This window comes from Pseudoalteromonas aurantia (assembly GCF_005886875.1).
Lineage (GTDB): Bacteria > Pseudomonadota > Gammaproteobacteria > Enterobacterales > Alteromonadaceae > Pseudoalteromonas > Pseudoalteromonas aurantia_A.
Map to the genome: position 1 here is coordinate 19302 of NZ_PNBY01000028.1, position 19323 is coordinate 38624.

The following is a 19323-nucleotide window of genomic DNA, read 5'->3' on the forward strand; positions in this document are numbered from 1 at the left end:
TTACTATCGATTGCTTTTATCTTAAGCTAGGTCTTCGGCCTCGCCTAGGCTTTGGGTAAGTTCTTCAATAAGCTCTTTGATCTCTTCGCTCACTAAAATAAAGTCAGCATCTAGTTTAACCACCATATCCTCTTTAGGAATATCAGCGTTTTGCTCTTTGAGTGCATCAGAATAACTAAGGCGCTTGACCGAACCGTCATTTTGTAGCATGAACTTGACTCGCTCACGCCAGTCTAAGGCCAGCTTAGTAACACGTTTACCACTTTGTAGGTGGTGTTTTATTTCATCCGTTGATAGGTCGTGTTGCTTCAGTTTAACTTGTGCACCATTGTCATCGGGTTCTTCTAGCTCGGCATCAGTACCAATTGCAAAACCTTCAGGAGTTTCAAAGTTTGTGAGCCAATTAGTGAGAAATACATCTAAATCATAATTTGCAAATGCTGGCACAACTGGCAGTGTACCAAGAGATTTTCGTAATAATGCTAACAGTTCTTCGGCTTTATTGAAACTAGCGCTATTGACGATAACCCAGCCATTTTCTTGGTCGATAAAGGCAAACTGTAAACTAGATTTTTTGAACGCTTGTGGCAACAAAGTCGCCAGTATATTTTCTTTTAACTCGTCTTTTTCTTTTTTCTTTACTGGGCGGTTTTCTTCGCGTTCGATTAATTCGACTTTTTCGGCGACCATATCGTTAACGACTGCTGCTGGGAGCACTTTTTCTTCGCGCTTAGCACAAACTAAAATACTATTTTTAGAAAAATGTGACAGGCTATGACCATGTTTTCCTAGGGCTTTTGACCAGCCAAAGGTACTCATATCTTGGCTACCACATGGGCGAAATACGTCTTGCTCTAATGCTTGTTCAAAATCTTCTTGATTATATGAAACATCTTGTTTGAATCGATAACAGATCAGGTTACTAAACCACATAAAAACGGTATCCGTGCTAAAAATTGGTAGCTATGATAACAATAATTTACAGGCAGGGAAGGAATTAAAGTACCTAATTCGGCAATCTTGCAAGATTATTGTATTCAGGTTTTATTTTGCTCAGCTAAACATCGCAAGTGGGGCTTGCATGTTTTTCGGAAAGCTAATTGCATAAACGAGACCTTTGCCTTCTTGACTTGTTACTTCAATATCTCCATTGAGTGTTTGTTTTACTAGATTCAACGTAATGTGTGTTCCTAATCCGCTGCCGCCTTGATCACGTTTTGTTGTGAAGAATGGGTCGAATAACTTTTCTAGTTGAATAGCGCTTACTCCGCGGCCATTATCACGATATAAAATACGAACGTCGTCGTTATCATCGGTGATTTCAATATCAATGCTGCCTTTATCTATACCTTCAAAGCCATGTATGAGTGAGTTCATAATAAGGTTAGTAAATATCTGGCTGATCGCACCAGCGGGTAAATTTAGAGTCAGGTCTTCAGGGCATGAGATATTAATATCATGTTTGGTTTTCTTGATTTTTGGATGCAATGACCGAACAACCTCAGCAAGGTACTCTTTAAAGTTTATGGTACGAACTGCTTCACTGGCTTGATCGACCGCAATTTGCTTAAAGCTCGCAACCAGTTCAGACGCTCTATCTAAGTTAGTGGTCAATAAACTGGTGCTTTGCTTCGCTTCATTGATGAACTCTTCAAGTGCCTTTGGTGATAAAGTTTTTGCCTGATACGCCGCTTCTAATTGATGCAAGCGCTCCTGCAAGAATGATGTTGCAGTCACCCCAATGCCGACAGGCGTATTAATATCATGCGTAATACCAGCCACAAGCCCACCTAACGCCGCCATTTTTTCTGAGCCAACCAAGCGTTCTTGTGCCATATTTAATTCGTCTAAATATCGTTCTAGTTCTTTTTGTTTGGTAAGCAGTTCTTGTTCTGTTTGTCTGCGTAAATCAATTTCTTCAGTTAACGTGAGTTTTTGTTTCTCTAATTCGTATTTTTGTTGCTGTAAGTCCATCATAGCTTGACTGAGGTTAGAGGTTTTTCTAGCGACCTCTTGCTCTAGTTGTAAATTGTGTTGATCAAGTTTTTCATTACTGATTAAAAGTTCTTTTTGTGTTTGATCGAGTTGTTTTCGATATTCAGCGACTCTATCAATCAACTTGTTGAACGCTTCTTCCATCACTTTAAGTTCATTACGCTCGCTTGTACCAATGTCTATGCGCTGAGCGTCGATATTGTCTAGCTCAAAATCTTCGACTTGATCAGTTAAATCAGTGAGTGGTTCAGTGAGGAGTCGCCTAAAAGCGATTAAAAATAAAATAATGAGAAAAGTCGTCTTGATCATGGCATTGCCAATCAAGAAGTAAATCGAAATCATGATGCGGCTGAACACCACTTCACGGCTTGAGAATAAGGTTACGTCACCCACCTGAGTTGCTCTGCCAGAAAACTCAAAAATGAGTGGAAAGGTATAGCCGAATAAGCCTGAGGGCGTATCTTCAATGATGGCTTCTTCTTGAACCAGCTGCTGACTGTATAATTCATGTATATCGAGGGAGCGACCAAGTTGAGAGATTATTTCTCCACTATCGTCGCGAACAATTATCCCCTCTATCATTGGGATGGCGAGTAACCCCTCGGCTGTTGTTACGGTCTGTTTTGTGTTTAGTTCCCAAATAGCTCGAGTTAAACTGCGGCTAAACGTTTTTTGCAACATCGTAAGTTCGTTGCGAATATAGTCTTTAGTGTTTACGTACTCAGCAATGACTTGCCCACATGTGACAACGAAGGTTAGTAAAAAGTAAACCGAAAGTACATTCGTGAGTAGCTTTTTTGATAGGCTTTTTTGTAGCATGAATGAACCTAGGCTCCTCAATTAAGTCACAGCATGATATATGTACTTAAACTTAGCTAATAAAGCCTTAAAAATAAATAAATATCTGACATTATTGCACACAATAGCAATATTAGGTGAATATAAGGTTTTGGTACTTACTGATTTACTACTAAATATGTTATAAGTAATGTATTGCAATGTTTTCGATGACTAAAAGATAAAAATATTTGATATGAGTTTTTCTATATTAGTGTGTGATGATTCAAAGGTAGCGCGAAAGCAAGTTGTTCGTTGTTTATCGTCAGCGCTAGATGCTGAAATCGCCCAAGCTGAAAATGGTGTGCAAGCACTTGAAGTGCTCGAAGGAAAACAGGTTGATTTACTCTGTTTGGATTTAACCATGCCTGAAATGGATGGTATTGGTGTGTTAGAAGCAATTAAGGCGAATAAGATAGAAACATTCGTTGTGGTTATTTCTGCCGATATTCAGCCAGAAATGAAAGAGAGAGTCATTCGATTGGGGGCAATCGATTTTATTGAAAAACCTGTCACGCCTCAGTATTTATTGGATTTATTAACACAGTATGGTATTCGGTAAAGCAGCAGAAATAACCCCTTTTCACTCATTTATAATATACATTCGCTCGTTTCCTACCATTAACTTGAACAAAATGCATAAAGAATGTCTGCTTTTAGTGTTGACAGTTCGGCTACATTTCAGGCACTCTTGAGTCATGAAAATAAAATTTAACACTTCGACCATTATTATTACAACCACCATCCAGTCTGGATAGTGGCATAGGTCGGTGCGTATTTAAAAGGCCTGTGTTCACTAAGAACACAGGCCTTTTTTCGTTTTTGGAATGAGGAAAATTACCATGATGCGAGTATTAAAATTTGGCGGCTCATCTTTAGCCGACTTTAAATGTTTACGGCAAGTCCAGAATCTAATATTAAGCCAATCTGGAGATGAAGCATTAATTGTGCTTTCAGCGCCAGGAGGCATGACTGATCAGCTCGTTGAGTTAGCTGAGTTGGCAGAGCAAGGCGTGTCTTATGAGGAACAGTGGCAGGCTTTGGAGTCACGGGTTAAAGACTTACATCAACAAGTCGAAAAGCTCTATGGCGCAATCAATCATTGGCCTGACTTTATGGCGCTGGCAAATAAATTGGCGGGGGTCAAGCTGCTGCAACATTGCCCAGCTCAAATAAGAGCATTCATTATTAGTTTTGGCGAACGGGTTAGCTGCGCGCTCATGCAAACCATGCTAGGCGGTTCACAAGCCAGTTATTTAGATGCGACCCGCTGTATTTTAACGTCGGGTGGTTATTTAGATGCAGAAGTCGATTTAAAGGCAAGTAAATCACGTTTTGCGTCGGCAATGCGAGAACAGCCAAATAAATACTACATCATGCCGGGTTTCACAGGGTGTAACCAACAAGGCGCATTAACCACGCTTGGCCGCAATGGTTCTGATTATTCTGCGGCCGTGGCTGCAGCATGTTTGCAAGCGCAAGTATGTCAAATTTGGACTGACGTGGATGGTGTGTTTAACGCCGATCCAAGGTTTATCAGCAAGGCCACCAAAGTTGATTGGTTATCGTATAAAGAAGCGATGGAGCTGTCATATTTTGGTGCCAAAGTACTCCATCCTAAAACTATCTTGCCTTGTGCTAAAGCCGGGGTACCGTGTGAAATTAAAAACACCCACAATCCGGATGTACCAGGTTCTGTGATCAGCAATAAGCGACGGGGTGATGAGCAAGTCAAAGCGCTGTCAAGCTTAGATGAACTTGCAATGTTAACTGTTTCAGGTCCTGGTATGAAAGGGAAAGTCGGGATGGCATCTCGGGTATTTAATGCCCTTGCCCAAGACAATGTATCGATTGTATTGATCACGCAGTCTTCGTGTGAATTTAGTATCAGCTTTTGCGTTCATGAAGCTGATTTAAACTTGGCACTTAGTGCGCTTGAGTCGGCTTTTGAACTGGAGTCGCAAGCTGGTTTAATCGAGCCAGTTCAAGTACAGCGTGACTTAGCAATAGTGACATTGGTGGGCGATAACATGAAGGCTCATAAAGGGCTAGCGGCCAAGTTTTTTGCTTCGTTGGCACAAGCACAAGTAAACATTGTTGCAATTGCGCAAGACTCCACTGAAAGTGCAATTTCAGCGGTGGTTGATGGCAGCTTATGTAATGATGCGGTGAAGGTATGCCATGAAAACTTCTTTACTCATGTTCCTTCAATAGATGTTTTCTTACTCGGTGTTGGTTTAGTTGGCCAAGAGCTGATCAAGCAACTTCAAAAACAACAACAGTGGCTACAAAACCGTAATATAAAGCTTAACTTATATGGGGTAGCAAATTCTCGTCAACTTTACTTAAACGCAGATGGTGTGCCGTTTGATACTTGGCATAGTGAGTTGGAGCAACAGCAAGCCGGTTTTGCTTTGGATAAGCTAGAGGCTTTTGTTAAAGCTAACCACCTTATTAATCCAGTGATCGTAGATTGCAGTTCTTCTCAACAGCTTGCTGAACAGTATTGTGACTTTCTCGAGGCAGGCTTCCATGTTGTGGCCGCGAATAAAAAAGCCAATACGGGAAGTTATACATATTATCAAGCATTAAATAATGCGGCTCAAAGGAAGCAACGTAAATTCTTATATGAAACGAATGTGGGCGCGGGACTACCTGTATTAGATAATTTACAATTGTTGTTTGGTGCGGGAGATGAATTACTCTCTTTTAACGGAGTTTTATCGGGCTCTCTGTCATACATGTTTGGTGCGCTAGAAGACGGATTAAGTTTATCTGAGGCGACGGCAAAGGCGAAAGTAAATGGTTTTACAGAGCCTGACCCAAGAGATGACTTATCAGGTACAGATGTGGCACGTAAGCTTTTGATTATTGCACGAGAGTCGGGTTTGGCTTTAGAGCTGTCTGATATTGAAGTGGAGCCAGTGGTAAGTGACGCTTTTGCATCAGGCACATCGGTGGACGAGTTTATGGCTAAGCTCCCTGAACTGGATCATGATTTTGCGCAACGGGTTCAAGCTGCAGCAGAACAAGGTCAGGTACTAAGGTATGTCGGAAGTATTAATAACGGTCATTGTAAGGTAGGGATTGAAGCCGTTGATAAAGCAAACGCATTATATGATATTCGTGATGGCGAAAACGCCTTGGCGATATTAAGTCAATACTATCAACCTCGCCCTTTTGTTATTCGAGGTTACGGTGCCGGTGCTGAAGTGACTTCTGCGGGTGTCTTCGCAGATATATTAAAAACACTGTCTCGCTAGGAGTAAATAATGATGATTTCTATGTATGCGCCTGCCTCGATAGGTAATTTCTGTGTTGGCTTTGATTCTTTAGGCGCCGCACTTGCGCCAATTGATGGCACGTTATTGGGCGATATTGTCCATGTAGAAGCAGCCGATAAAGATCAGTTTTCATGTATTGGCCCGTATGCAGACAAGTTACCTTCTGAGGCCGAAGAAAACCTAGCGTATCAGTGCTTAGTGCATTTTCGCGAACATGTTGCTTTAGATATGCCACCCGTATCCTTGGTATTAGAGAAGCGCTTGCCCATTGGTTCCGGGTTAGGCTCTAGTGCGTGCTCAGTGGTAGCAACATTTGCTGCACTCAATAAATTTGCACATCCCGCGCTTTCTCAAGAGGCATTAATTGAATTGATGGCTGATTTTGAGGGTAAAGTTAGCGGAGCACGTCATTATGATAATATCACACCGTGTTATTTGGGAGGATTGCAACTGACCGCTGATTTGGTACCGAATAAGGCTATGAGTTTGCCTGTTGATGAAGCATGGTACTATGTTGCTGCCTACCCTGGTTTTGCGTTAAATACCGCCAAAGCAAGAGCGGTGATGCCTGATAGTATTAGTAGCCACGACAGTGTTGAGTTTGCTCAGCGTTTGTCGAGCTATTGCTTGTTAATGCAGAGCGCGCGTTTTGATGAAGCACTCGCGCTGATGCAAGATAGGATAGCAGAACCGTATCGCCAAGGTTTAATTACTGGCTTCAGTGATGCAAAATCAGCGCTTCCTGAGTTAGGTGCTGAACTGGTGAGTATTTCTGGAGCAGGACCCACATTATTTACGATTTGTAAAACATTAAGCGCGGCGGAGCAATGTCAAGCTTGGCTGCGTCAGCATTATATAAATGAGCATGGCTTTAGCCATATTTGTAAATTAGATAACCAAGGCACTCGAGCTATTTCTTTAGGAGCTAAATCATGAACCTCGTAAACTTAAAAGATGAACAACAACAAGTATCGTTTACTGATGCGGTAAAAACGGGGTTAGGACGTAATCAGGGGGTATTTTTTCCAACAGACTTACGCAAGCTAGATAATATTGATGCATTACTTGAATTGCCATTTACAGAACGAAGTACTGAGATCCTAGCGCATTTGATTGGGGATGAATTACCAAAAGATACACTCGCTGAAATGGTTACTCGAGCTTTCAACTTCCCTGTTAAACTCGAAAAGGTCGATAGCAAAAACTTTTGCCTAGAGCTTTTTCATGGACCAACCCTTGCTTTTAAAGACTTTGGTGGTCGGTTTATGGCTGAATGTGTAGGTTTGTTTAACCAAGGTGAACGCGTCACAATTTTAACTGCCACAAGCGGAGATACCGGAGCTGCTGTAGCACATGCGTTCTATAACAAGCCCAATGTTGACGTCGTGATCCTTTATCCAGAAGGAAAAATTTCCCTCGCGCAACAAAAACTTTTTACAACGCTTGGTGGCAATATTCATTGTTATGCGGTGAATGGCAGTTTTGATGATTGTCAGGCGTTAGTGAAGCAAGCTTTTTTAGATGAAGAGCTGAAAAGTAAACTCGGTTTGAACTCTGCTAACTCTATAAATATAAGTCGCTTGGTTGCTCAAGTGTGTTATTACTTTGAAGCATTGGCACAGTTACCGAAAGCAGAACGAAGCAACGTTCATATTTCTGTACCAAGTGGTAATTTCGGCAACGTATGTGCCGCTATGATTGGTTCAGTGATTGGGTTACCGATTAAAAAATTGTCGGCGACGACCAATCAGAATGACACAGTACCTCGATATGTCACTTCTGGTAACTGGGATCCAAAAGCGACGCTTGAATCTCTTTCTAATGCAATGGATGTGAGTAAACCTAATAATTGGCCTCGTGTCCAAAACATGATTGACAGTGGTAAATTTGACAAACATGATTTTTATTCACGTAGTATCTCTGAACAAGTGACTGCGAGTGTTATGCAAGATATTGCTAATTTAGGCTATATTGCAGAGCCGCATACTGCGATTGCGTATGAAGGGCTTAAGCTCGATAAAAATGATAATAGTACAGGTATATTTCTCGCTACGGCACATCCAGCTAAATTCAAAGAGTCGGTGGAAGAGGTATTAAATCAACAAATATCAATGCCTGATGTATTACAGAGCGCTTTAGGCAAAGCCTGTTTAGCTCAGCCCCTCGAAGCAGATTATACCCAGTTGAAAACGGCAATGTTTGCGTCATTGTTAGTGTCATAATGCCAGATGCTTGACTTGTCTATGTTCTCTTAAGGGCTGGGTTCTCCAGCTCTTACATTTATAACTTTAATTCACCGTGTTTTATTTATTTAATTTATTAATGTTTAAATAAAAAAATATCATTGCATAAACACTGTGAAATAAATTCAATCCCTGTTTAAATATGTTTAAATATGTTTAAGCTTATACAATAGGCATAACACGCATTAGAGCGTACAATACGGCTTTTATACCTTTACGTGCACCTAGGAGACCCCATGTTAGAACGTAACATGAATATTGCAGATTTTGACCCAGAATTATTTAACGCGATTGATCTTGAAACAACTCGTCAAGAAGAACACATTGAACTTATCGCGTCTGAAAATTATTGTAGCCCGCGCGTTCTTGAAGCGCAGGGTTCACAGTTAACAAATAAATACGCAGAAGGTTATCCTGGTAAGCGTTATTATGGTGGGTGTGAGCATGTAGACGTTGTTGAGCAATTGGCGATTGATCGTGCAAACGAACTGTTTGGTTCTACTTACGCAAACGTTCAGCCTCATGCTGGTTCTCAAGCAAACGCAGCTGTATTTTTAGCTTTACTAGAAGCAGGTGATACAGTGCTAGGTATGAGCCTTGCTCATGGTGGTCATTTAACGCATGGTTCTCACGTGAACTTTTCTGGCAGGTTGTACAATGCAGTGCAGTATGGACTGAATGAAGCAACGGGCGAAATTGATTATGAGCAAGTTGAAGCTCTCGCGCTTGAGCATAAGCCTAAAATGATCATTGGTGGATTCTCTGCTTATTCTGGCATCGTTGATTGGGCTAAATTCCGGGAGATTGCAGATAAAGTAGGTGCTTACTTATTTGTCGATATGGCGCACGTCGCAGGTTTAATTGCTGCGGGGGTTTACCCAAGCCCTGTGCCTCATGCTCACGTGGTTACAACTACGACGCATAAAACACTAGCGGGCCCTCGCGGTGGTTTGATCATTTCAGCGTGTGACGACGAAGCTATTTACAAAAAGCTTAACAGTGCGGTATTCCCAGGCGGTCAAGGTGGCCCTCTATGTCACGTTATTGCAGCAAAAGCAGTGGCATTTAAAGAAGCATTGCAACCAGAGTTTAAAGCGTACCAAACACAAGTGGTTAAAAATGCGCAAACAATGGTGTCTGTATTACAAGAGCGTGGTTATAAGGTAGTATCAGGTAAAACAGAAAACCATTTATTCTTACTTGACCTTATCGACAAAGATATCACTGGTAAAGATGCAGATGCTGCATTAGGCCGTGCGAATATTACTGTTAATAAAAACTCAGTGCCAAATGACCCTCGTTCTCCATTTGTAACCTCTGGTCTACGTATTGGTTCACCTGCTATTACACGTCGTGGTTTCAAAGAAACTGAGTCTCGTGAATTAGCGGGTTGGATCTGTGACGTGCTTGATAATATCAATGATGAGACAGTTCAAGCGGACGTGAAAGAGAAAGTAAAAGCTATCTGTGCTAAATTACCGGTTTACGCATAATTTAGCTCACAAAAACAGAGATTTTTGATATCATTAAGGCCGCTATATAGCGGCCTTTTTTGTATCCAGTTAAAAGTGAACAACTATGCATTGCCCATTTTGTACCGCCAAAGATACTAAAGTGATTGATTCGCGCCTGGTGAGTTCAGGTCATCAAGTCCGTCGTCGTCGAGAGTGTATTGAATGCCATGAGCGCTTTACTACTTTTGAAGGGGCGGAACTCGTCATGCCGAGAGTGATCAAACAAGATGGTTCCCGAGAACCATTTAATGAAGATAAACTCATCAATGGGTTACACCGAGCGTTAGAAAAACGACCAGTAAGCACTGAACAAGTTGATGAGGTGATACACGAAATTAAGTCTACTATTCGAGCAACAGGGGAGCGTGAAATCCCCAGTCATATGATAGGCGAATGCATCATGGAAGCGCTCAAAAAGCTAGATAAAGTGGCTTATGTTCGTTTTGCATCGGTATACCGTTCATTCGAAGACGTACGAGAATTTGGTGAAGAAATAGCGAGGCTTGCAGATTAATGGCGTTTAGCAGTCAAGATAAACACTATATGGCGCGTGCAATAGAACTGGCAAAAAAAGGTCAGTATACGACAACACCTAACCCAAATGTAGGGTGTGTTATTGTCAAAGATGACGTGGTAATTGGTGAAGGGTTTCATCAACGTGCGGGTGAACCGCATGCTGAAGTTCATGCATTGAAAGCGGCTGGTAGCCGAGCAAAAGGGGCAACAGCCTATGTGACTTTGGAACCGTGTAGCCATTATGGACGTACACCGCCTTGTGCCGAAGGCCTAATAAAAGCCGGTGTTGCACGTGTTGTTGCTGCCATGGTTGACCCTAATCCTCAAGTTGCTGGTCGCGGCTTAGCCATGCTGGAAGAGGCCGGTATTGAAACCGGTTCGGGTTTGCTTGAAACGCAAGCCAAAGTATTGAATGATGGTTTTTTAAAGCGTATGGAAATTGGCTTGCCATTTGTTACGTGCAAGTTAGCAGCATCTGTTGACGGAAAAACTGCCCTAAATAATGGCGAAAGTAAATGGATAACCTCAGTACAAGCACGTCGAGATGTGCAAATTTTTAGAGCGCAAAGCTGTGCTATTTTAACCGGCGCAGATACGGTTTTAGCCGATGATGCTAAGTTGAATGTGCGAGAAACTGAGTGTGATATCACTTTGCCTGAAGGCACTTCACTGCGCCAACCAATTCGGGTTATTTTTGACTCTCAAAATCGTTTGACGCCAGCGCTTGCGTTATTTCAATTTCCATCCCCTATCATTATTTTGAGAACATCCCTTGATAATACACAGCAATGGCCGCATTTTGTAGAGCAAGTTGTTGTCCCAAACAGTGGGGAAAAGATTGATTGCCAGAGTGTTCTTTTACTATTAGCTGAGCGCGGGGTAAATCGTGTTTGGTTAGAGGCCGGAGCAACGCTCGCAGGGGTTTTTCATCAGCGCAACTTAATTGATGAATTTGTCGTTTATCTTGCGCCAAAAATTATAGGGCATGATGGGCGAGGGTTATTTAATACCCCAGAGTTAACACATATGAATGAGATAACGGCACTTAATTTTACAAGTATTGAACGAGTTGGTGATGATATTCGTTTAACACTTCGAGCAGATTCATAGAGGCATTATGTTTACAGGAATAATCGAAGCAACAGGTACCCTGACAGAGTTAGTTTCGAAAAAAGGCGACTTAACTGTCCGTGTGACAAGTAATACCTTAAATATGCACGATGTGAAGTTAGGCGATAGTATTGCTACCAATGGTGTTTGCCTTACGGTAGTTGAAAAGTTCAACGATGGCTTTAAAGCTGACCTTTCTAATGAAACGCTTCAATTAACATTGTTTGCTGATTATAAACTAGGGCAAAAAGTAAACTTAGAAAAGGCATTGCAACCCATCTCTAGACTCGGCGGACATTTAGTCTCAGGGCATGTGGATGGTATCGCTACGATAGACAGTGTGCACCAGAATGCGCGAGCAACAGAATATTGGCTAAAAGCGCCTGAAGCGCTGATGAAATATATTCCTTACAAAGGATCCGTCGCGATTGATGGTATTAGCCTTACGGTCAATGATATTAAAAAGAATAAATTCAAGCTGACAATCGTACCGCATACTGCACAAGAAACAACGATTGTGGACTTTCAAGTCGGCACCCAGATTAATTTAGAAGTTGATCAAATATCTCGGTATTTAGAGCGCCTAATACAAGGCACCCATACTCCAACATCTGAATCGACTCTCACAACGAATTTGTTAGCCAAAGCGGGCTTTATTAAGTAACCCGGTAGCAAATAAAAAAAGACAGGTAAATTATGAATTTAAATAGCGCACAAGAGATCATTGAAGACATAAAAGCCGGTAAAATGGTTATTTTAATGGACGATGAAGACCGAGAGAATGAAGGGGATTTAATCATAGCTGCTGAACATATTTCAGCGGATGCCATCAATTTTATGGCAACACATGGTCGAGGCTTAATTTGCTTAACAATGACTCAAGAGCGTTGTCAGCAGTTAGATTTACCGTTGATGGTTCGCAATAACGGTGCTCAGTTTTCAACAAACTTCACTATGTCGATAGAAGCTGCCAAGGGCGTAACGACTGGAATTTCAGCCGCAGATCGTGCTCGTACAGTTCAGGCCGCAGTTGCTAAAGGGGCTATGCCACAAGATATTGTGCAGCCAGGGCATATATTCCCAATCATGGCTCAGGCTGGCGGAGTTTTAACTCGTGCAGGTCATACGGAGGCTGGGTGTGATCTAGCGCGCTTAGCGGGTTTAGAAGCTTCTTCAGTAATAGTTGAAATCTTAAATGCTGACGGAACTATGGCGCGACGCCCACAATTAGAAGTATTTGCCAAAGAGCATGATCTTAAAATCGGCACTATCGCTGATTTAATTGAATACAGAAACTTAAACGAAACCACCATAGAAAAAGTAGCACAGTGTAAGCTACCTACTGAATATGGCGAATTCGATTTGGTGACATATAAAGATACGATTGATAACCAACTTCACTATGTAATGAAACGTGGTGTAGTGAATGCTGATGAGCCGACATTGGTCAGAGTGCATTTACAAAGTACGTTTAATGATGTGTTGCTATCAGACAGAGGCGCAGACAGAAGCTGGAGCTTACATGGTGCGATGAAGCACATCAGTAACAACAATGGTGTACTTGTGATCTTAGGTAAACAAGAAAACCCTGCAGATATTGAATCTATGGTAAAGGCATTTGCCGCTGAAGATATTGGCGAAAGTGTTAATTTACGTAAATTCCAAGGTACATCACGTACTGTTGGCGTAGGCTCGCAAATTTTAGCGGATCTGGGGATCCAAAAAATGCGCTTGATGAGTATGCCGAAAAAATACCACGCCTTGTCTGGCTTTCACCTAGAAGTCGTGGAATACGTTGAACCTAAGTAGCAATAAATAACGCATATTTGGGTAGGGTTAAAGGTTGTTTAGGTAGACGTAAAGTTGTGCTATTATGCGCACCAATTTGGCAATTGCTCATACCAAGTAGCATGTAACATAAAAGGGCTGCTGTGGTATTACACAAGATTAGGATCATCTAATGAATATTATTGAAGGTAATAAGTACGCACCAGGCAAAAAATTTGCCATTGTCATTTCTCGTTTCAATGACTTCATCGGAAGCAGCTTACTTGATGGTGCTGTTGATGAATTAAAGCGTACTGGCGGCGTAAGTGATGAAGATATCACCGTGGTTTATGTACCTGGAGCTGTTGAGTTACCTCTTGCGGCTAAACGCATTGCAATGAAAAAAGAGTTTGATGCAATAATTGCACTGGGTGTGATTATTCGAGGCGGAACACCGCACTTTGATTTGGTTGCAAATGAGTCGAACAAAGGACTTGCATGTGTTTCATTAGATTATGATATCCCAGTTGCATTTGGTGTGTTAACAACTGAAAGCATTGAGCAGGCCATTGAACGTGCGGGAACAAAAATGGGCAACAAGGGTGGCGAAGCAGCTCTTGGTGCGCTAGAAATGGTTAACGTACTCGATAAAATTTAAGAGGAACATCAGTGAAACCAGCAGCAAGACGCAAAGCGCGCGTATTAGCACTACAAGCCGTTTATTCATGGCAATTAAGTGGCAACCCAATTGGCGATATCGAGCAACAAATGTTGATTGAAAACGATGTTACCAAAGTAGATGTTGAGTATTTTAAAGACTTAGCGCGTGGCGTTGCAGTTAATCAAAAGCAGCTTGACGAAATTGTTACACCACATTTATCGCGTCCTTTTGATGATTTAGATATGGTTGAACGAGCAGTTCTTCGTGTAAGCGCTTATGAATTGAAATTCCGTGAAGATGTTCCTTATAAAGTTGCTATCAATGAAGGCATTGAATTGGCAAAGATATTTGGTGCAGAAGACAGCCATAAGTTTGTGAATGGTGTGCTAGATAAAGCGGTTAAAGATATCCGCAAGTAACGGGCAACCAAAAGGAGAGCCGGCATTGGCCGGCTTTTTTGTGTATGAAGGAATTTGAATTAATCAATCGCTATTTTACTGGACGTGGTGTTACGCGCCGAGATGTTGATGTAGGGATTGGTGACGATTGTGCTTTGGTGAATGTGCCAGATAATTGTCAACTCGCAATTACAACTGACACATTAGTTGAAGGCGTCCACTTTTTTGCTGATATTCCACCTCGAGCTCTAGGACACCGAGCGCTTGCTGTTAACTTAAGTGATTTAGCCGCAATGGGAGCAGAACCAACTTGGGTTTCTCTGGGGTTGACCCTACCTAAAATAGATCCTGAGTGGCTAGAAGAGTTTACTGAAGGTATGCATGAAATAGCTGAATATTTTAATGTTCAGATTATCGGTGGAGATACAACTCAGGGGCCACTGACTGTTACAATATGTGCGAAAGGAACTGTCCCTAAAGGTAAAGCACTGACACGCTCAGGTGCTAAAGTCGGTGATTGGATTTATGTCACTGGCAACTTAGGTGATGCGGCATTAGCCATTGAAAGCCGTAAAAGCAATTGGCCATTGAGTGAGTCTGATGCAGCATCTGCGCTGAAAAAGTTTCACTACCCTTCGCCACGAGTCGCAGCAGGTCAAGCATTAAGAAGCATAGCTTCTTCTGCGATAGATATTTCCGATGGACTACTTGCTGATTTATCACATATTTTACGACGTTCAGGTGTTACTGCGCAGATCCATGCTGATAAAGTACCTATGTCAGATGTATTACGTCGAAGTGTATCCCAGGATCAAGCGTTAAAGTTAGCACTAGCCTATGGTGATGACTATGAGCTGTTGTTCACTGTTTCACAAGATAATAAGCTTATAATGGAATCCAAGCTCCACCAGTATGGCGTTGAACCAATATGTATTGGTCAAATTCAAGCGGGCAATGATGACATTGAATTATTATACGATAACCAACCTTGGCTTTTACCTGAGTCAGGTTTTGAGCATTTTAGTTAGGAGAAGGTTTGGCAAAGCAGTTTAATTTAAAGCGCCCTCATCAGTTTTTTGGACTTGGATTTGGCCTCGGTTTATCTCCTATAGCGCCAGGGACTGTTGGTACGTTAGCAGCTTTACCGTTTATTTTTATCACATTATCGTATCCTTTATGGCTGCAATGTGTATTTGCTATTGTTATTAGCATCTTTGGATTATGGGCTTGTGGGAAAACAGCGGAAGATGTCCAAGTGCATGATCACCCAGCAATCGTGTGGGATGAAGTTGCAGGCTTTTATATTACAATGTTAGGCGCTGCCTTGAGTTGGCAAACACTACTTGCAGGGTTTGTGTTATTTCGTTTCTTTGATATTGTAAAACCTGGACCGATTAAGTTATTAGATAAACGCTTAAAAGGAGGGTGGGGAATTATGGCCGATGATATTTTAGCAGGAATTTTCTCATTAATTTGTTTACAAGCTTTAATCAAAACAGGTGTTTTGGTTGGGTAATTTGGGCGATACTTGTGATAAATAAGAAGACGTTAGTAACGATTTGGTTGTTTTTATTTTCGGGAGGGGTTCTTTTATTTACTCCTGTATTCGCATCGATTAATGATTATGTTGTTAAGCAATGGAATTTACAAAATGGTTTACCTTCACAATCAATTGCAAGTATTGTCCAAGACAACAATGGGTATATTTGGCTAGGTACTCAGTTTGGAGTAAGTCGGTTTGATGGGCATAAATTCACTAATTTAACGACTCAAAATACAAGTTTTTTACAATCGAATGCAGTTCACAAGTTAATTATTGATAAGCATGGGATGCTTTGGATAGGAACCCGCCGAGGATTACACCGTTTAAACCCTCAAACACTCGAAGCGCAAAGTTTTTATACACCCGGCCCAGTGCGTGATTTATTAGAAGATCACGATGGTGGAATTTGGATAGCATCAAATGGTCTTTACTACATATCGTATGATGCTCAGGTTATCAATAAAAGTAAAGACCGACTTTCAGCCCTCTCGCCTAGAAAAATAAATCAAATAGTAGGCTCTGTTACGCGAATGGCGTTGTCGTTAGATGGTATTTGGTTGGTCAATGAGCATCATCTGCTAAAGATTAAAGAGTCGAGCTCGACGAGTAATAATCAATTTAGACTTGAACTTGCTAGCAAATTATCGTTACCCAGACAACTAGCACAAACAATTATTCATGATCTTTCATGGATTGATGGTCGCTTATATTTAGCTTCTGAATTAGGCGCTTACTTTTTAGATATCGACGAAGTCATAAGGCGTTATGATGAAATTGGCAATGCTGCTGTGTACAAATTTATGGGTGACGAAGAGGGAGGTTTTTGGGTTTCAACATCTAGTGAGCTGATGTACAGAGAATCAAATGGTGCTTGGCAGTCAATCAGACCTACTCAGGCTGAACAAAGTATTTGGTTTTCAGATATATTTAAAGATCGAGAGGATAATATATGGTTGGGCAGTTTAAATGAAGGATTATGGTTTGCTCACTCAGGAAAAGTCGAGCGTCATCAGGTAGGTCCGACAATCAACCAAGGCGTAACAGCAATAACGCAAGCTACTGACGGAAAGGTTTGGGCTTCTAGTCGGTTAGGAATAGGGGTACTGAATACGCTTGGAGAATATCAACAAGTACTCTCTATGCAGCAACTTAAGCGTAGGCAAGTCTTTGATTTAGAGTTTCAAGGTGAACGCCTTTATTTAGGGACCGATAAAGGGGTACTTTTATATGAACAAGGACAGGTATATACCCTACCATTTATAGAGTTGAGAGATAACCCTGTATTCTCAATCAGTACTTCTAATAAAGGCGGGTTGTGGCTAGGTACTGGCAGAGGGCTCTATCGATTAGATTATGCGGGCCTTACGCCATTTGCATACAACTCATTTTTAGGTAGTCAATATATTACTTTTGTGTTGGATTTACCTAACTTTGGTTTTATTGGTACTAACAAAGGCGCGTATCAATATAATGAACGAGGTATAGAAAAGCTTGGGGGTCATACTGCTTTAGACGTTGCTTATATAACCAGTATTTTGCATTTAGATGGAATTTCTACGTTAATAGGCTCCCGTAGTCATGGGCTTTTTTATCAAACTATAAAAGGTGATTGGTTTCAACTAGACGCGTCTAATGGGTTACCTTACGGTTCTATTAATTCGTTACATTATGATAAAGAGTTTGAGCAAATTTGGGTTGGTACAAAAAAAGGTGTGTACCGTATGCCTGTTGCTCAATTTAAACAGACTATAGATAACTTAAAAGTTGAGCAGGTGATCAGCCAGTTTGATAGGCAACTTGATGGCAAAGCGAGTCAATGCTGTTCAGGCTTCGGTCATGATGCTGTAATGGAAACTGAAAGCTCTATTTGGTACCCAAGTTCGCAAGGGGTTGTGGAAATCCCCAAAGATGTGCAATTATTTGGGGCTGATGAGTTACAGCCCAAACTAGAAGCGCTTTACACTAAGAAGAGGCGAATATCTGCGGGCTTACTTAAGGATACGATTGTACTGGGCAATGGTGAGCGTGATATTACTATAAAATATACCGCAATTGATTTTTATGCCCCCAAGAGTATTGAATTTCGTTACCGTTTATCTGGTAAAAGTAAGAGTGAGTGGCGTAACGCATCAACAGGTCAAGAAGCTATTTATACTAATTTATCGCCAGGTGAGTATTTATTCGAGCTAGAAGTAAAGCGTCGAGGCCAGGATTGGACAAAAGCGCGTAATAAACAAGTAGCAATATCTTTACCTCGTCGCTTTGACGAAACAATTTATTTTCGCTTAGTCATTACTTGCGGCTTTATCTTTTTATTTTATCTCATATTTTGGGTATTTCGCGCCCAAGAGCGCAGAAAACAACTTGCGTTGGAAAATCTGGTCGCAGATAGAACAACTGAGCTTAGAAAAGCCAACGAAAAGCTAAACCAAGTAAATACCCAGTTAAAGTTAGTCAGTCATACCGATGAATTAACCGGCTTACGGAGCCGACGTTTCTTGTTCGATCAATTGCCGAAAGATGTTGAACACTATCAGCGTAATGCTCAGTCTTTACAGCAACAAAACAAACGTTTAGTGCTGATGATTTTGAATGTCGATAGCTTTAGTAAAATCAACGATACATATGGGCCAATTGGGGGAGATAGTTGTTTACAGCAGCTCGCAACGTTACTCAATATGCGTACGCAAGGCTCTGATTATGTTGCAAGGTGGAGTGGTGATGAGTTTCTACTGCTTTTAAGAGACTTTAAACGTGATGAAGTTGAAGAGTATGTAGGGGAGCTTTGCAAAGCCGTTGCAGATTTTGAGTTTAACTTACCAAATGGTAAATCAATGAAATTAACGGTTTCAATGGGGTGGTCATTTTACCCGTTACCGTTATTAGGTGGGCAAGTGATTGGTTGGGAAGCATCTGTGAATTTAGCGGATATAGCGCTTCATCAAGTGAAAGAGCGAGGTGGAGATGGTGCTGCGACAATTATATTTGATGAGCAGCTCGATGCATTTGAATTTGAACAAAGCAGTAATATAGAGTCTCAGTTGCAAACGCTACAAGATAGCGGTTTGGCCGAGGTTAGAGTATGGATGCGATAGCGCGCAAATATATCGAATATAACTGCGCTACTTAGAGTACGTATTTTTACGCGTTAACCACTGAAAATACATCACCCAGTCTGCTAAAAAAGAGTAATATGGATATTTAAATGTAGCAGGATGATTCTTTTCAAATAGTAAATGCCCTAGCCATGCAAAGCCGTATCCAGTTACTGGGGCAAGCAATAAATACCAAAGTGATTGAGTGAACAGAGATACAACAATGGATAAAATCACGCATGAGCTACCAAGATAGTGTAAAGCTCTGCATTTCGGGTGGTTATGTTGCGTCAAATAAAATACGTAGAAGTCATTGAAAGAGTGAAATGAATCTATTTTATTAGTCATATTCACCCCACA

Annotated in this window: 17 protein-coding genes; 14 read left to right on the forward strand and 3 right to left on the reverse strand. The window is 41.3% G+C overall.

The features are described 5' to 3' along the window. Window positions 1–21: 21 nt before the first annotated feature. Window positions 22–933: a recombination-associated protein RdgC gene (gene rdgC, locus CWC18_RS06185; protein WP_138674920.1), complete on the reverse strand. Its 912-nt coding sequence runs from the start codon at window positions 931–933 to the stop codon at window positions 22–24. Window positions 934–1053: 120 nt separating this feature from the next. After that, complete coding sequence (locus tag CWC18_RS06190; RefSeq protein WP_138589557.1) at window positions 1054–2814, reverse strand: sensor histidine kinase; 1761 nt, start codon at window positions 2812–2814, stop codon at window positions 1054–1056. A gap of 214 nt (window positions 2815–3028) precedes the next feature. Here CWC18_RS06190 and CWC18_RS06195 point away from each other — a divergent pair, with 214 nt between their 5' ends. From CWC18_RS06195 to CWC18_RS06260, 14 genes are all read left to right on the forward strand, one after another. Beyond that, window positions 3029–3394 carry a response regulator gene (locus CWC18_RS06195; RefSeq protein ID WP_138589558.1) on the forward strand — a complete coding sequence of 122 codons (366 nt, stop codon included), beginning with the start codon at window positions 3029–3031 and terminating at the stop codon, window positions 3392–3394. Between the two features lie 283 nt (window positions 3395–3677). Further along, window positions 3678–6095: a bifunctional aspartate kinase/homoserine dehydrogenase I gene (gene thrA, locus CWC18_RS06200; protein ID WP_138589668.1), complete on the forward strand. Its 2418-nt coding sequence runs from the start codon at window positions 3678–3680 to the stop codon at window positions 6093–6095. Window positions 6096–6107: 12 nt separating this feature from the next. Next, on the forward strand, window positions 6108–7052 hold the full coding sequence (thrB, locus tag CWC18_RS06205) for a homoserine kinase (RefSeq protein ID WP_138589669.1): 945 nt from the start codon (window positions 6108–6110) through the stop codon (window positions 7050–7052). Continuing rightward, the gene (gene thrC / locus CWC18_RS06210) at window positions 7049–8338 is read left to right on the forward strand and encodes a threonine synthase (RefSeq protein ID WP_138674921.1); all 1290 of its coding nucleotides are present in this window, start codon (window positions 7049–7051) and stop codon (window positions 8336–8338) included. Before thrB ends, thrC begins: the two co-directional genes overlap by 4 nt. Before the next feature lie 257 nt (window positions 8339–8595). Continuing rightward, on the forward strand, window positions 8596–9852 hold the full coding sequence (glyA, locus tag CWC18_RS06215) for a serine hydroxymethyltransferase (protein WP_138589560.1): 1257 nt from the start codon (window positions 8596–8598) through the stop codon (window positions 9850–9852). 85 nt (window positions 9853–9937) lie between these two features. After that, window positions 9938–10387 carry a transcriptional regulator NrdR gene (gene nrdR / locus CWC18_RS06220; RefSeq protein ID WP_138589561.1) on the forward strand — a complete coding sequence of 150 codons (450 nt, stop codon included), beginning with the start codon at window positions 9938–9940 and terminating at the stop codon, window positions 10385–10387. Continuing rightward, the gene (ribD, locus tag CWC18_RS06225) at window positions 10387–11499 is read left to right on the forward strand and encodes a bifunctional diaminohydroxyphosphoribosylaminopyrimidine deaminase/5-amino-6-(5-phosphoribosylamino)uracil reductase RibD (protein WP_138589562.1); all 1113 of its coding nucleotides are present in this window, start codon (window positions 10387–10389) and stop codon (window positions 11497–11499) included. The genes nrdR and ribD overlap by 1 nt, the downstream gene beginning before the upstream one ends. A 7-nt stretch (window positions 11500–11506) precedes the next feature. Further along, on the forward strand, window positions 11507–12163 hold the full coding sequence (locus tag CWC18_RS06230) for a riboflavin synthase (protein WP_138589563.1): 657 nt from the start codon (window positions 11507–11509) through the stop codon (window positions 12161–12163). Between the two features lie 32 nt (window positions 12164–12195). After that, window positions 12196–13308: a bifunctional 3,4-dihydroxy-2-butanone-4-phosphate synthase/GTP cyclohydrolase II gene (gene ribBA / locus CWC18_RS06235; RefSeq protein WP_138589564.1), complete on the forward strand. Its 1113-nt coding sequence runs from the start codon at window positions 12196–12198 to the stop codon at window positions 13306–13308. Between the two features lie 151 nt (window positions 13309–13459). Continuing rightward, window positions 13460–13924, forward strand: a complete 465-nt coding sequence (ribH, locus tag CWC18_RS06240) for a 6,7-dimethyl-8-ribityllumazine synthase (RefSeq protein ID WP_119862311.1) — start codon at window positions 13460–13462, stop codon at window positions 13922–13924. A gap of 11 nt (window positions 13925–13935) precedes the next feature. Then, entirely contained in the window at window positions 13936–14346 is a 411-nt protein-coding gene (gene nusB / locus CWC18_RS06245; RefSeq protein WP_010362354.1) for a transcription antitermination factor NusB, read from the forward strand. A 44-nt stretch (window positions 14347–14390) separates the two neighbouring features. After that, window positions 14391–15353, forward strand: coding sequence for a thiamine-phosphate kinase (gene thiL, locus CWC18_RS06250; protein WP_138674922.1), 963 nt, complete (start codon window positions 14391–14393; stop codon window positions 15351–15353). 8 nt (window positions 15354–15361) lie between these two features. Continuing rightward, entirely contained in the window at window positions 15362–15841 is a 480-nt protein-coding gene (locus tag CWC18_RS06255; RefSeq protein ID WP_138674923.1) for a phosphatidylglycerophosphatase A family protein, read from the forward strand. A gap of 14 nt (window positions 15842–15855) precedes the next feature. Continuing rightward, a complete protein-coding gene (locus CWC18_RS06260) occupies window positions 15856–18963 on the forward strand; it encodes a diguanylate cyclase domain-containing protein (RefSeq protein WP_432760756.1) in 3108 nt (1035 codons plus the stop codon). Window positions 18964–18990: 27 nt separating this feature from the next. Here the strand turns inward: CWC18_RS06260 and CWC18_RS06265 are convergent, their stop codons facing one another. After that, window positions 18991–19311: a DUF962 domain-containing protein gene (locus tag CWC18_RS06265; RefSeq protein ID WP_138674924.1), complete on the reverse strand. Its 321-nt coding sequence runs from the start codon at window positions 19309–19311 to the stop codon at window positions 18991–18993. Between the last annotated feature and the right edge of the window lie 12 nt (window positions 19312–19323).